General features: G+C 40.8%; 11 protein-coding genes and 2 pseudogenes. 4 read left to right on the top strand and 9 right to left on the bottom strand.

Features of this window, described 5'->3' with window-relative positions:
* Positions 1 to 16 precede the first annotated feature (16 nt).
* The 3 genes and pseudogenes from LEP1GSC062_RS00870 to LEP1GSC062_RS00860 all read left to right on the top strand — a co-directional run bounded on the left by LEP1GSC062_RS00870 (position 17) and on the right by LEP1GSC062_RS00860 (position 6,198).
* Positions 17 to 1,903, top strand: a complete 1,887-nt coding sequence (locus tag LEP1GSC062_RS00870; RefSeq protein ID WP_039940777.1) for a chloride channel protein — start codon at positions 17 to 19, stop codon at positions 1,901 to 1,903.
* Between the two features lie 476 nt (positions 1,904 to 2,379).
* A pseudogene (locus tag LEP1GSC062_RS00865) lies at positions 2,380 to 4,484 on the top strand (DUF4139 domain-containing protein).
* Between the two features lies 1 nt (position 4,485).
* Positions 4,486 to 6,198 carry a mucoidy inhibitor MuiA family protein gene (locus tag LEP1GSC062_RS00860; protein ID WP_020983116.1) on the top strand — a complete coding sequence of 571 codons (1,713 nt, stop codon included), beginning with the start codon at positions 4,486 to 4,488 and terminating at the stop codon, positions 6,196 to 6,198.
* A 3-nt stretch (positions 6,199 to 6,201) separates the two neighbouring features.
* Here LEP1GSC062_RS00860 and LEP1GSC062_RS00855 read toward each other — a convergent pair whose 3' ends face one another.
* The 8 genes from LEP1GSC062_RS00855 to LEP1GSC062_RS22760 form a co-directional block, all read right to left on the bottom strand.
* Entirely contained in the window at positions 6,202 to 7,341 is a 1,140-nt protein-coding gene (locus tag LEP1GSC062_RS00855; RefSeq protein WP_020983144.1) for a vWA domain-containing protein, read from the bottom strand.
* Between the two features lie 48 nt (positions 7,342 to 7,389).
* Positions 7,390 to 7,974, bottom strand: coding sequence for an alpha-ribazole phosphatase (cobC, locus tag LEP1GSC062_RS00850; RefSeq protein WP_020983133.1), 585 nt, complete (start codon positions 7,972 to 7,974; stop codon positions 7,390 to 7,392).
* Positions 7,959 to 8,750, bottom strand: coding sequence for an adenosylcobinamide-GDP ribazoletransferase (locus LEP1GSC062_RS00845; protein ID WP_039940775.1), 792 nt, complete (start codon positions 8,748 to 8,750; stop codon positions 7,959 to 7,961). The genes cobC and LEP1GSC062_RS00845 overlap by 16 nt, the downstream gene beginning before the upstream one ends.
* Positions 8,751 to 8,758: 8 nt before the next feature.
* Entirely contained in the window at positions 8,759 to 9,793 is a 1,035-nt protein-coding gene (cobT, locus tag LEP1GSC062_RS00840) for a nicotinate-nucleotide--dimethylbenzimidazole phosphoribosyltransferase (RefSeq protein WP_010577257.1), read from the bottom strand.
* Positions 9,790 to 10,395: a DUF6580 family putative transport protein gene (locus LEP1GSC062_RS00835; protein WP_020983112.1), complete on the bottom strand. Its 606-nt coding sequence runs from the start codon at positions 10,393 to 10,395 to the stop codon at positions 9,790 to 9,792. The genes cobT and LEP1GSC062_RS00835 overlap by 4 nt, the downstream gene beginning before the upstream one ends.
* 15 nt (positions 10,396 to 10,410) lie before the next feature.
* Positions 10,411 to 11,241, bottom strand: coding sequence for an LIC_13355 family lipoprotein (locus LEP1GSC062_RS00830; RefSeq protein ID WP_039940773.1), 831 nt, complete (start codon positions 11,239 to 11,241; stop codon positions 10,411 to 10,413).
* A 67-nt stretch (positions 11,242 to 11,308) separates the two neighbouring features.
* Complete coding sequence (locus LEP1GSC062_RS00825) at positions 11,309 to 11,896, bottom strand: LIC13354 family exoprotein (RefSeq protein WP_039940753.1); 588 nt, start codon at positions 11,894 to 11,896, stop codon at positions 11,309 to 11,311.
* The gene (locus LEP1GSC062_RS22760; RefSeq protein ID WP_139357271.1) at positions 11,893 to 12,087 is read right to left on the bottom strand and encodes a hypothetical protein; all 195 of its coding nucleotides are present in this window, start codon (positions 12,085 to 12,087) and stop codon (positions 11,893 to 11,895) included. The genes LEP1GSC062_RS00825 and LEP1GSC062_RS22760 overlap by 4 nt, the downstream gene beginning before the upstream one ends.
* Positions 12,088 to 12,368: 281 nt before the next feature.
* Here LEP1GSC062_RS22760 and LEP1GSC062_RS00815 point away from each other — a divergent pair, with 281 nt between their 5' ends.
* A complete protein-coding gene (locus LEP1GSC062_RS00815) occupies positions 12,369 to 13,712 on the top strand; it encodes a flavin monoamine oxidase family protein (protein WP_010577252.1) in 1,344 nt (447 codons plus the stop codon).
* Positions 13,713 to 14,162: 450 nt separating this feature from the next.
* Here the strand turns inward: LEP1GSC062_RS00815 and LEP1GSC062_RS00805 are convergent.
* Positions 14,163 to 14,815 (bottom strand): annotated as a pseudogene (locus tag LEP1GSC062_RS00805) (hypothetical protein).
* Between the last annotated feature and the right edge of the window lie 185 nt (positions 14,816 to 15,000).

Here is a 15,000-nt window from a genome sequence, read left to right as displayed (position 1 = left end):
AATGACCGACGCGGCTATGAAGATGGAAAAAGTAAAACAGCCCATTTTTCGAATCAGCGGCAGAAGATCCTTATACTTTTATTGTATTCTTACTGGAATCGTTTCCGGATTGGGAGCCTTTCTATTTTCAAGAATTCTTGCCATATGCGAATACTTATTTTTGGATCGTGCGGCCGGCCTTTCCCTTCCGCATGCTTCCGGAGAATTTCTCATCGACTCCAACGACACTTTACACTGGGGAATTCCTTTTTCGGATGAATATAGACCTTGGGTTGTGTTTTTTCTTCCAATCATCGGAGGATTACTTACCGGTTGGATCGTAAACCGTTTTTCACCCGAATCGGGGGGGACGGGTTCGGATGCGATGATCGATTCCTTTCACAATCAGGAAGGAAGAATGAATCCCGTCGTTTCACTCGTCAAGTCCATCGCGACGGTCTTTACGCTATCAAGTGGGGGGAGCGGCGGAAAAGAAGGTCCGATCTCACAAATCGGAGCGGGTTTCGGATCCTTACTTGCTACTCTTTTGAAAGCGGGAGCAAGAGCCAGACGAACACTTTTACTTGCCGGAACGGCCGGAGGTTTAGGCGCGATCTTTCACGCTCCGTTGGGGGGCGCATTAACGTCGGTGGAAATGATCTATCGGGAAGATATCGAAAGTGATTCTTTGATTCCCTGTATTATTTCTTCGGTTTCGGCTTACTTAGTTTATTCCGGCCTGAACGGTTTTAATACGGTTTATCGAGTTACCGACACCGAGTTTTTGAGGTATACCGATCTGATTTTTTATTTAGGTCTGGGAGTTCTTTGTTTTTTGTGCGGAGATATATTCATTCGGATTTTTAGAAAGGTGCAGAACTTTTCTGCGCGTCTCAAAATTTCTCCGATCTTGAAACCTGCGTTAGGCGGAATTTTTGTGGGAACCGTCGGACTTTTTTTACCGGAGACGATTGGAACCGGAGCGGGAATACTTCAAGTCGCATTGGACGGAAAAGATCCCGTCGGAGCATTGGGAATCTTTTCATCGATGTTTCAAAGTACGGGACTTTGGTTGGTCGCGTTGTTTTTTATCTTAGCGGGAATGAAAATTCTTACCACTTCGTTTACCATTGGAACCGGAGGTTCGGCGGGAATGTTTGGACCTTCTCTTTTTATAGGAGGAATGTTAGGCGGAGGAGTTGGAACCTTTGCAAAGGTTGTTGTCTATCCGGATCTTTCCGTTACGTCGTTTATCCTGGTAGGAATGGGGGCTTTTTACGCGGGTGTTGCAAGCGCTCCAATTGCGGGGATGATTATGATCTGTGAAATGATTGGAAGTTACATGTTGCTTCCTCCTTTGATGGTAGTTTCGATTTTAACGTTTGTGTTGAGTCACAGATTGAGTTTGTATCGTGCGCAGAAAGAAACAAGATTTCAATCTCCCGCGCATTTTTGGGATATGAACCGAGACTTTCTGGAAGAGATTCAAGTCAAAACTTGCAAAAATCGGTTGCGAACGATTGCAGTAACTCGGGATCGTTTTTTACTTTCTGAACTTGAGGAAGAGGCGTTAAAAATTCAAGCGAGCGACTACGTGGTTCTCAATCGGGAAAATCGATATCTGGGAATTTTATCTCTTCGAAAAGTAAGACATACTCTCGAATCCAGAGACGTCATCAGCAACTTAATTACTGTTGGAGATGTTACGGACGTTTCGGCTCCGTTTGGAAAATTGGAAGATTCCCTCGCCACTCTTTTGAAGATCCTGATCGATCGGGATCTGGATAAAATTGCAATCGTCGAGGAGAATCAATTTATCGGATATCTTCGTTTTGCGGATCTTATGAAAATATATTTCGAAAATACGTTCCCTAAAAGTGCAAAATCATCGGATTCTGCCCCGAAAACTAAGATATACCTTTAGGTTGTATCGGTTCGGTTTAACGTCTCTTGAACTTTTGCATATCAGTTCGTAAAGTAGTCCGAGTTTTTCAGAAAAAACTCAAAACACTATGCAATAAAAACTTAAAAATATCATTCTATCCATACCTGCAACATCCGGAGCGAACAATTGGATGGATTCCGATCAAAATTTTTAGTTTAGGTTTTTCTTATATATTCAGTTTTAGTCTATTTAAATTTATGAACCGTCTCCGAAAACAAATGATCTTTGAAGTAGTAATTACAAGCAGCAATTGAAAAACAGTAAAAGTCAACAAATACTTCCCAAAGAAAGGAATCCAAATTATTTCTGCGGCGGATACATATGGGAAATTGGAGTTTCGATGACCTTATTCTGCTGAAACTCGTTTAACCGTTCGGGAAAAGGGTTGACCCAATTCGAAATCGATGTTTCTTTTTCGTGGATAAGAAATTTGGCTTTCTGGAAATTTAAATCGTATGCGACAATCCATTCTACCGTTGCGAATTGAAAAAAAATTATTTCTAAATCTGATCCTGATTTTTTTAACTTTAACGACTCCTGCAAAAAGCCAAGATGAGCTGGAAGTTAGGGATCAAAACACAAACGGCGAACGAATTTCAACCGTGGCCGAGAAAACGGATCCTTCTCGAATTCAATCCGTAGTTTTGTATTCCAGTTTTGCCTACGTTACAAGAAATCTTCGAACTAAAATAAAAGCCGGAAGTTCGGAAATTTATCTCGGAGAAATCCCAGACAGAGTTTCGGAAAGAACGATCTCGGTTCGTTTTCCGGATTCTTCCAAGAAGATTAAAATTCGTGGAATCCGAGGTAGGATCCGAGTAGAGAGAAAAGCGAGAACAAAAGAAATCGCTTCTCTTTTAAAAAGACAGGAGATACTCAATGATCGGATAGAATTTTTGAGTTCGGAAATCCAGGAGTTGATCGAAGAAGAAAAGACGATCGTAAAAATCTCTCCAGTGATCAAAAAAGATCCCGCTCCTCAAGAGGAAATTGCCGATCCGGAATTTTTATCCGGATTTCAAAAACAATATCAGGAACATCTCAATCAGTTGTCTTTGCTCCGTCGGAAGAAATTGGAAGCCCTAGATCAGATCCGAGAAGAAAGTTTGGTCGTAGACGCTAGTTTGGATCATCTCGGTCGATTGGAAGCGAAACAAAAAAAAGAAATCTATCTCGAGGTCGAAACATCGGAGGATACGGAAACTTCGATCGAATATAAATATTTGATTTCAGGCGCGAGTTGGTTTCCGAGATATTCTCTTCAACTTACGGAAGAACCTAAAAGCGGTTACTTGAGTTGGTTTGCACTTGTTCGAAACGATACGGGTGAAGATTGGGAAAAGGTAAAACTTTTTTTTACGGCTTCCAATCCGGATTTGGATATAGATCTTCCGATCGTAAGAGAATGGAGAATTCAAACACAAGCTACGATAGAAGATTCCAAACAACAAGTCGACGACGAAAGTTCTCCCTATGCAGCTCAAGACATTTCCTCTTCTTCCGGTGAAGCTGCCCGTGAAAAGATAAGAGAAGCGGAAGGTCCAAGAAAAAAAATAAACGCACGGCTTCCAAATCTGAGATTAACATTCACGACAATATTTCCGGTAAATCCGTTCCGGCTCTTATGGAACAATCCCGTCAGATCATTCAGGAAAATTATTCCAATCGAGCAAATTCTCTCCGCACGGAAGCTAATCTCAATCAGCTTAAGACGGATTTAGCGAACCAGCAGGATAACTTCAACGGCGGTCGATACGACCAGGCGAACTATTACGGACAAGAGGCTCTTAAAAAATTCTCGAAACTTTCGGATTTCTCCCGTAAGGAATTGAATTCGATCGAAACATATACGGAAGAATTGATTCGCAAGGGAAGTTTGATTCTTTCTTCCCAAAAAGTTCCGGGCGGTTTGATTCCCCCGTCGTCTTTGGAAGGATTCGATTATCAATATGTTTCCGGAATTTCGGAAACAATCCCGTCCGATAGATCTTTCAATAAGGTTTTTTTAAAGAAGAAATCTCTCTCATTGACTCCGGGTTATTTTGCTTCGCCTCTTGCTGGTCCGGGGGCTTACCTTACCGTAGAAGCGTCGAATTCGGAAGGAGAACCTTTGCTTGCAGGGCCGATGGAAGTTTTTTCCGGAAATACTCTCTTGGGGAACACAGTTCTCAATACGAGTAAACCGGGGGAAACGATTCGAATGGAACTCGGTCAAGATCGGGATATTCTTGTGAACCGAAGAGAAACTTCCTTTGAACAAAAGGAAGGAGTAATTTCCTCCCGAACAAAAATCAAATACAAGATAAATATCGAAATCAAAAACCATAAAAAAAGAAACGTGATTCTCACGCTCATTGATCGTGTTCCGTATACGGTCGACGACAGTGTGGAAATTAAATTCGAATTCGGAAAAGATCTTCCTTCTAAAAATGAAGAAGGGATTTTGACTTACAAGATGGAACTGCCTCCCGGGGGAAAGAAAATTATAGAATTTGAATATTCTGTGAGCCATCCGGTCGAGAACCGATTGATCCGGACTCCTGGCTCCGGAGGATACTGAGATGATTGATTCAAAATATAGAATATTCAAATTTTACGGAATTCTGTTTCACAAAACACTCCGATTCGGAGTCGAAATTTTAGATTTTAGGTCGCGATCGTCTTTTTTGTTTTTCTGTTTCTTCGTTTTTATGATTTTCCCTTTGAATGCAAGAGAAGTGGAATTGAAAGTGCAAGACGTAACTCTGTACGAATCTTCCGCAGGAGTTTTAAGAAGCGGTAAAATCAATTTGGAGCCGGGAATCAACGAACTTATGATTCGAAACTTACCGGTCGCGCTCCAAGACGAATCCTTGGTTGCGTCGGTGGAAACAGCGGGAGCTTCCGTAGTGGGTTCTAGTACCTGGATTGAGACGGGAGCCATCATTCACAACGAAGAAGCTTTGGAGCTACAAAAGAAGATTCGCGTTTTGGAAAAGGAAATAGAAGATTACGAAAGTAGGAATTCCAATCTTAGGAATTTGAGAAAGATTCTTGTGGATACGAGATTGAAACTGACCGAGATGATTTCCAAAAATCTGTTCTACAAAAAGAACGAGGTCGATTCCAAAAAGTGGTTTCAAACTCTTTCCGGAAATCGACAAGCTATTCAGGCTGTGTTGAGTTCCGATCAGGAAGTTGGTCGTGCCATCAAGGATCTTCGAAAAAAACTTTCTGAATTGCAAGACAAGTTGAGTGTGATTCTTTCCTTATCCGAAAAATCCTCCAGAATTACGAAAATTCTCGTGAGTTTTACCGAAGCCGAAAAAAAAGAAGTAAGACTAAATCTAACGTATCGGACGGAAGGGGTCTCTTGGAAACCTTTCTATTCGGTTCGTATGGACGGAAGAGAAAAAATCGAGTTTGAATATCTCGCGGAGATCAATCAGGAGAGCGGGGAGGATTGGAATAATATTAATCTTTTATTATCTACTTCCAGTCCAGACGTAAGCGGAAGGAGACCTCGTCTTTCCAGTCAAAGGTTATACGATCAAAAAAAGAAAACGGATAAGGACGGGCTTGTCACTTTTCAAAGCCAAAGTATTGCGGGAGAATCGAATACCGTACCGGAATCCCCCGAAGCCGGAACTGATCCCACAACCGGAAGTAGCGAAGAATCGGGAAGCGGGTTTCTATTCCGTTACTCAAAGCCGATTACGCTTTTTTCTCGGAAAGAATCCAAAAAGTTGTCCTTGGTATCTTTCACAACGGACGCCACATTTACGGCTTTATATGTTCCCGCCTTAAAACATTATCCGCTCATTAAAGGAAGTTTTAAAAACATTTCCGGGTTTCCCATTATTCCCGGAGAGACGGCGGTGTTTCGTCAAGCGGGGATGGTGGGAAAATCCGGCTTTGGTTATATCAGTCCCGGAGAAAAGGCGGAAATATCCTTCGGTTCCGAAAACGAAGTTCGAGCGATTTACAGAAAGGAATCGAATCAAACAAAAGAAGGAATTCTTTCAGGGACGAAAGTCGTTGAAAAGTCGATTCGAGTGGAACTTGAAAATTTTGGAAAAGAATCCAGAACGATTTCCTTTCAAGAATCGATTCCAGTTTCTGGAGTAGAAAGCGTAAAGGTTTCCATCGACTCTGTTACGACTCCGGGTTATGCGGAAGTGAGAAAAGATTCCGGAATTCTCGAATGGAAACTGGATTTGAGGCCGAATCAAAAACAAGAGATCAAACTCAAATATAAGATCAGCTTTCCCGCCAAATTTGATCTAAACCTATGACGTCTAATGAAATTCCTCTTCGTTCGAAATTCCAAGGGGGGAAGGTATTCCGACCATGTCCCAAAGTTCTAAAACTCCGATTAAAGAAGTTCGTTTCGGAACTTCAATCGTAATCGTTCCTTTACTTTCGGAAACATCAAAGCAGGAGCTTTCATTGAAAATCAGATTTTCGGGAGATGGAATTCTTTTCGGGCCTAAACTTTGACGGGAAGAATTTCCCTTCTGTTTTAGATTAAACACAACGCAATTTTTAGGATTGTTTCTAGTTTTAAAGCCGAAGTCGATCGTGTAGGTAGTTTTAGAATCGGATTCTTGGTCTTTGCGAATTTTTTCAAACCAAACCATCAAATCACTGTTAGGTTCTCTAAGCGAATCCTTACGGTTTTTTTCGATGATCGTAACGGTTTGATTTTTAAGAGAATCGAGAGCCGTATAAAAAGAAGAGTCGTCTTCGATTCCGAAATATTTTCCATTACCTTCTTCCGCGAGAATTTTCATCTTTCGTTCTTCGTCGGGCTTTAAACCTAAGCCAAGGATATGAAACTTAAAATAAATGCCTTGTTGTTTTAATGTTTGGAGTTCTTTTTTGGGATCGCCGTAGCAACTTTCCACTCCGTCCGTGATTAAGATGATTTCGGTTTCTTTTTTTCTTTGCGAAATTAAGTTTCCCGCAATTCGAATCGATTCCGCGAGGGGAGTTGCACCCGAAGGTGTTAAACCGAAAAGACGATTTTTGAACGTGTCATGATTTTCCCTTTGTAAGGGTTCGTATAAGCGGGAGGAAGAACAACCCGGAACCCGATTGCCGTACGCTATAAATCCTATTTCCGTTTCCGCAGGAAGAGTAGAGATATAGCGACTAACGTGTTTTTTTGCTAAATGAATTTTTTGATAAATCCCCAGATATTCGTTCATAGATCCGGAAGCGTCTACGATGAACAATTTAGACCGTTCTTGGTTTTCGGAAGCGATGTACGTTCCCGTTAATAAGAAAAAAAGAATGAGCCCCGTAACATTTACAATCTTTCGTAAATGTACACGATGTCCGATTTTTCGGTTTGTAGATCTAGAGTATGGAATACCTTGAGCATTAAAACGAGTCTCAAGAAATAAATCGAAAGCGCGCTTTGAAAAAAATCGCATGTTAAGAATTCTATCGGACTTTCTCCGAAAAGCTATAATAGGAAAGGATCAAAGATTCCAAAAGATCAATTGGGAAAAGAATTGTTTCCCTTTTTTTTCTACGAAAATCTTGCTTAGAGAGCCGTATTTCAAATCGAAGAAAAACCCCCGTTCCAAGGGGATTTCTAAAAGTTTGCAAAGAACGGCTCGAATGACTCCTGCATGAGTTATGATCCCGATTTTTCCGTTTGAAAAAGAATTAAAAACCTCTTCCAAAAATTTTTCGACTCGTTCATAGAGTTCCGAATAATTTTCACCACCGGGAGTTCGAACATTCACAAAATCCTTTGCCCAGAAGGCAGATTCTTTCTCCGGAATTTCAGACCAGAGTCTCCCTTCCCATTCTCCGAAATCCAATTCCATCAATAAATTAGAATATTCTAATTCTGATAATTTTTTTTGTTTTAGGAATTCGGCCAGATGTTTGCAGCGCGAGCTCGGGCTGGAATATAGTCGATCGAAAACCACATCTAATTTTTCAAGAATGGAACAAAACTCGTAATAAAAGTCTGCAACTAAAGAAACGTCCGTACGGCCGTAACAAGTTCCTTGCGGAACATCCGGAGTTGTGTGTCGAATTAAATAAAGTTCCATGAAACCGTCATTCCCAAATAAAAGAGAAGTTCGGTCCCTTGTTGTGTGAATCCGAGACAATCTCCCGTAAAACCCTCAATCCATTTCTTAAAGTAATTTCGAAAATAAAGAACGAATAAGAATGCAAGAACGAGACCTAAAAGAATATTTGGAATCAGATTTTGGTATCGGAATGCGAAGTAAACCGCAGGAAAACATCCGAAGAACGCAGAAAGAACGAAATCGAAAGGGGATAATTTTTTTACCATCGATTTGGACTTGGATAGGGCGTTGTTTCCCACATAAGGAATCAACATCATTAGTACCAAAGCAAGCCATCGACTGGCTCCGTGCGCAAACCAGGATGTGAATAAGAAGATCCAGGGAGAAACTTGAAAAAGTTTTACGAGTAAAAGATATTTGAGGATCAGCGCAAGAATCAATCCTAAGGCTCCGAAGGTCCCGATCCTGCTATCTTTCATGATTTCTAAAATTTTTTCTTTGCTCCAACCTCCGCCGAACGCGTCGCAAACGTCCGCGAATCCGTCTTCGTGAAAACCGCCCGTACTTAAAACACCAAAAATCATTCCGAAAACAACAGAAATTTCAACGGGTAAAATCCAAGAAAGAAAATACGTGCAAAAAGACGTCCCGGCCGAAATGATCCAACCTATCAAAGGAAAATAACGTGCAGACCTGGAAGCGGTAGATTCGGAATAAACGTAAAAAGGAGGAATGGGAAGTCTTGTACTGAACGTCCAAGAGGCGCAGAAACGATTCCACTCCTCTCGGATCATAGAGAGAATCAAAGTTTTTGATCTACTTTTGCGGATTCAAACGAAGCCATATCGTTTAAGAAAGCTATCGCGGATAATAGAATCGGAAACGCGATCGCACATCCGGTTCCTTCCCCAAGTCGAAGCCCCAAATCAAGAAGAGGTTTTGCATTCCATTCTTCTAATAAATACATGTGACCAGGTTCCACCGATTTGTGACAGAAGACCGCGTTTTTTAAGATTGTAGGTTCCATTTTGTGAGCGATTAAGAATGCCGACGTAGCGATAAATCCATCGACTAGAATGATTCTTCCTTTTTTCGCAGAATCGATCATCGCCCCGATCATCATCGCGGTCTCAAATCCTCCGAAAGTTTGTAAGACTTCGAAAGGAGTTCGTAACGAAGATTGATATTTACGAAGACATTCTTCCAAGATCGCAATCTTTTTCTGAAATTTTTGTTCGTTTAATCCCGTTCCTTTTCCGGTAACTTCTCTTAAATCCTTTTGCAGAACGCTTGCGGTGATAAGACTTGCGGAAGAAGTATTTCCGATCCCCATTTCTCCGAACCCGATTACATTACAATTACTTGATATTTCTTTCGCAGAAATCAAAGCCCCTTTTTCCAAAGCTTGATTACATTCTTCTTTTGTCATTGCCGATTCCATTAGGATATTCTTCGTTCCAAATCCTACTTTGGCATCGATAAAATCGGGATGAAGCGAAGCGGAGCCATCGGAAAACGAGAAATCCACGCCTGCATCCACCACTTTGAGCCGGATAGAATTCTGTTTACAGAATGCGTTGATCGCCGCACCTCCATTCAAGAAATTGAATACCATTTGATAAGTGACTTCTTTTGGATAAGCGCTGACTCCGGAATCGGCAAGACCGTGATCTCCGGCAAAAACCAGAATATGAGGATTTTTTAATTCGGGTGAATCGGTGTTTTGGATTAAACCGATTTGAAGAGCGAGAGATTCTAACGTTCCTAGCGAACCGGGAGGTTTTGTTTTTAGATCGATTTTACTTTGTAATTTTACGATTAGTTCATTCGGATTCAAACGGAAAGTCCCTCCCTTGTTTTGTCTATGGAATTTGTAAAATTCGCTTTCACTTTTAATTCGACTCGGTCTAAAACCCCAAAAAGAATCGAGGTATAAATCAAATCTCCGAGCAGAGTACCGCCAAAATAGGGAATGGCGGCAATATAACAGGTCAATAAACCTTCCGGGGTTTTAGGATAGAGAGAAGAAAAGGCCCAGACCGAAAAATTCGAAAGGACAAAAAATTGCGCGCTCGCAAGTAGTGATACACCGAATACGGAGATAAGTTTATTGTTGTTTTTTAGAAAAATTTTTCCTAACAAAACATTTATCAGGAGAGAACAATATACAAAGGGAAGACCCTCGTAAAACCAATCGAATCCATGGATTCTGGAAAGAATAAAATCGGTAACAAGTATCATAAACATCGGGTAAACAAACGACTTCCATCCTTGAATTTTAGCTCCGGAATAAACGGTCATTGCACCCACCAAAGTGAAGTTAGGCGGATGAGGTAAAAATCTGGAAATTCCGGAAAGGATCACTCCGAGTATGGAAACCGTATGTTTTGTTACGAGTTTGGACTTAATTTTTTTTAGAATTTGATCGAGCTGTTGCATTCAATTCTCCTAATGCTATGGGGATAATTGTTTGGCGATCACACCGTCGATATCCGGGTTTTCATTGGCGCCTGGAATGGGGAGTACAGCAAGAATCGCCTTTGCGGAAGTTAGTTTTATGTATAGGAATCCGTTCGCTTGAAGTTCATTTCTTAAGGCTACGCTGCAGCCCGATCCCGAATTTCCAAAATTCACATCTCCTAAATCGAATCCGTCTCCTCCTCCGTCCAAATTGAACAAAGAAACGGAATTCATCGGATTTGTAATTTGGTTATAGTCCACGTATTTCAATCCCGCAAATCGTAACCAATGTGCCGGATCATTGGAAAACACTCCGCCTTGCGTATAAGTTGGATTCCATCCGCACCAATTGTTTCGATCGTTACCGACCTCGACGATAATCGGTTCTAAAAAAACCGAGTTCGGACTTCCTCCAACTTGAAACGGATTTTCAAAAACGATAAAATCCATACCGATTGTATTCTGAACTTTTTTACCGTTCCAGCCTAAAATCAAAGAGGCCCCTGCGCCGTTGTTATCCAAGGTAAATACATCGAGAGAACCGTTAAAATTTCCAAGTCCTAAAACCCCGTCAACCGCACAGGTAGAGTCTTGAAATCCGGTGCCGGTATTTGCGGGATCGCTTACGATTTCCGTTGCGTTGTATATGCCTGCTCGATCAATTGCAAACCTATCTTTGCAAGGTCTTGAATCCGGAGTCTTTTGTGTTTGCGTCAAAGCTAACAAGCCGATGAGCGAATTAAAGTCTTCGGATGAGTTTTCCTTACACGAATAGAAAGAAAAAAGCAGAATTAGAAAACTGTAAATAAAGATGTTTTTTTTCATAATTTGAAAGATAGATTTATATTGAATCATGCGAGCGACTTGAATCGCTCGCATTTGTCTCAAAGTTTTAGTTCGTTTTAATTTCTAAACGGCTCCAAGGAGCGGGATCAAACCCACTGTTCAAGCCGCATCCGGAATTGATGTTGTTTGTGTCGGAAAAAGAATCTAAGTTATCCGCTTTAGCTTGTTCTAATGTATTTTGATTGTTTACACCGGAAAGATCGGGACAGATATAAAAGTACCCGTCTTTCGAAGTCCAGCGATACCAAGAGAACTTTCCTTTTGAAAAAGACGAATCCTGGGTAAATTGAACATAGACTACTTTTTTGGATCGATCTATTTCGACTACATCACCGATTAGTTTACTTGCTCCGAAACCGGCGTCCTTTATGTCTTGAGTCACTTTGGCGTTAGTAATGGCATACTGACCTTGCAATACCGTTCCATTCGCGTTAAAGCCAGCACCGGCGTACTCTTTCGTTCCGTTGAAGTAGTTCCAAGTTCCTTCTATTTCCCAATGATTTAGAATCGAGATTCCGAGAAGAAGAAACGCGTCTTCGTCCAGAATTAAATTGTCCTTTGGTACAGAACAATTCATCATTCCGCAAGCAAGGACGGTTGCCATTAAAAATTTCCAGCTTGTTCTAAATTTCATGTTGTTACCTCTAAAAGTTTTTTTGTAGAAGGAGATACGGATTCTAAATTTGGAATATAAGAATTCGATTTAGAATCGGTTCTAAGCGAAAACGAATTTTTTTCTGATGGATATTCCCGCTCGGACCCCTCTCCGACGTTTGCCTTTCGGGGCCCCATCGCGGCGCATGGAATATGCAAGGCGAGTTCCAAACTGTCCCTACCTCGAGGACTTTGTTTGCGGGGAAGATCTGGCTTTTCGATTTCAATTTGAAATCGAATTCACAGTTGCGGGTCAGCGTGGGAATTTCACCCAACTTCCTCCCTGAAAGCTTATGGATAACTAAAAATAAAAGGTTTTTCCAAGCAAGAATTTTTCTGAGAGCTTGAGTGAAAACGGATTTCAAGAAAGTACTTTTAAAATCTTTCCTAAAAAACCAGTTTTTAACCGAAAATAAAGATACAATCTTTCCAAATTTAAATCGGACAATCCAATGAAACTAAGTAGATCGGAGTTTATCAAACTTGGAATTTTGACCGCGGCGGGTATTTCTGGCCTTTCCGGAATAAAATTACGCGCTCAAGGGGCGTTGCCTCGGAAAACAGTAATCGTATTAGGAGGTGGAATTGCCGGTTTATACACTTCTTATCTCTTAGGTAAAACAGGAATCAAAGTCCAACTCATCGAGGCGACGGATCGATTGGGAGGTAGAATTCGAACGGTTGCTGATGTAAGCGGAAATTTTTTGGATTTGGGTGCCGAATGGATTCAGGCCGAACACAAAACTGCTAAGAGTTTAATCCGAGAATTGGGTCTGAAAACGACCGACTTTGAGGTTCAGTCCGATTTGTTTTTCGGATCTTATCGTAAATTCGGAACCTGGGATATATCGCTTAAGTCCCAAGAAATTTTAAATAAACTCGTTCAGATGAATTCAAAGATCAATTCTTCGCAACAACAGGAACTGGATCGAATCAGCTTTTATAATTTTTTAATCTATCAAGGGATGACTCCAGAGGATTTGACTCTTCTGAACTTTAAATATTCCTTATATTACGGAGATTCGCTTCGTTCTTTGTCTGCGCAAAAGGTTTTATCTGATATAGTTAACTTTCCGAAATACAATACCAGAGTGGAAGGCGGAATGGAAGCTTTAACGAAGGCGCTTGTATTGTCCTTGGAAAATACGGAAACGACTTTTATGGATCCTGTTGTTTCCGTTTCTCAAGGAGAAGGTAAGGTGACCGTGACTACGGCGTCCGGAAAACGAATAGAAGGGAACGTTTGCATCTCAACTTTGCCCGCAAATCAACTAACGTCGATTCAGTGGGATCCTGAATTGGACAAGGAAAAGAAACTATCGGCGTTACGAATTCGATATTCCAGAATTTATAAGACTTTTTTAATGCTTCGAGAGGCTCCTTGGACAAAGGGAAATTTTTCGGCGTATTCGGATTCCGCCGCGGGTTTTATCTACGACGCGGGAACGAAGGCGAACTCGGAAGATAAGATTCTCGGAATGATTTCCACGGGAGATCGATACGACGTTTTGGCTTCTTCAACCGATGCGATGAAAGTCGAATATATACGTCTTGCGCTGGAATCTTTGGGGCAAAATAAAGATCTACAGGTTCTTAGGATTCAAAGTAGTGAAACTTCTCAATCCAAGTATGTTCCTACCGGTATCGCGACTTTTCCGCCTGGAAGTTACGGATCGATCATCTCGTTGCTCAAACCGATGGATCGTATCTTTTTTGCGGGAGAACATACCGCGGAGTTGAATGGAACAGTGGAAGGCGCGCTCGCTTCAGCGATTCGAGCGGTGAATCAGGTGTGAATGAAATGGGCTTTTCATCCGTTGAAGTTTAATACGTTCAAAGTCGATTAAGAGGCGGGATTGCCTCGTTTGTCTTCCATCTTTTCACCGGAGTACGGACGGAGAGTAAAAAAAGATTTTCTGCATGATTTTTCTGGCGGAAAATTTGTATATCATTTAGGCCTTATCCAAAACCCGTCGAGCGCCAATGGAAGCGAGACGTTGAGTTTCACAAATGTGGGAACTCCTACGTTTTTAAACAACGAAAAAATCACTCAAAAAGCGTAAAGAACCGTCAAAGAGACAAAATCTGTGGGAACTCTCACAAATTTCCTTTGAGGTTTTGAGACCAGCTCTTAGATCTCAAGATAAATCCGTCGGAATTACGACAAATCTTCTGTGAAACGTACACCGTATGTAGTTTATCGGTCGTATCTTTGAGACTAAGTTTTAGTATATTATAAATCTTTATTATAGTAGATCGATTTTTTGAATCTTTTGTTTCAGATAGAACGTTTTGTCGACTGGGTTTTCCGGAATAGAGGGATTCTTTTCCACACAAAATTTGATCCCACGAAAAGAATGTTTGAATCCATATCTTATACATAAATAAAGTTTTTCCTCAATATTCCAAGTCGCATATTCTCCCGATGTATCTGCCGCTTTTCCATAGATATCCATCACTTCTTGTAATGTACTTTTTCCTAATACGATTCCTTTGGAGGTAATTGCCAAAAAAGGGAGGTTGTATTTTTATTTCGCGTATTTCTTCTCTATGATCGTCGAAAACAAAGGAAAGCCCCAGAGATTCGTAGTGTATTTCTATAACTTCATCATTAAAGTGATTCCTAATATATTGATTTCCGAATTTAGATTCCACGTCTCTAAATTGAGTTTTATTTATAACTAGGTCTAAAATTCCGACTCCATCTGATCGTTACAAGCGGGGAATTAGGAGCGCTGGTTTGCTTTCGTTTTTCCGAAATTTTTTCCTCTTGGGCATTCTGTCTTTTCAATCCTTCAACCACGTAGATTCGTCTATCAAAATCGTTGAATTTGGTTCTACAACTAAATCCCAACAAACAAAAGATCCATAAGAATTTTTGAATATTTATTCGAATCATAGATAAAAAGATTCCATTTATTATTGTAGAATTTTATTCACTCTAAATCATCGCCGTTGACATACCTACCAAAACGTATGTTGTGATTTTTTAGATCGGAGTGCCTTGGTTCGTTCTGTTTTTATTCTTTTTGTTTGTATGTAATCTCAGGTTTTATCATAAGTTCCACAAAAGACGGGATCTTC

It is taken from the genome of Leptospira alexanderi serovar Manhao 3 str. L 60 (genome assembly GCF_000243815.2).
GTDB lineage: Bacteria > Spirochaetota > Leptospiria > Leptospirales > Leptospiraceae > Leptospira > Leptospira alexanderi.
The sequence above is the reverse complement of the archived record's forward strand: the minus strand, read 5'-3'. Positions and strand labels throughout refer to the sequence as shown.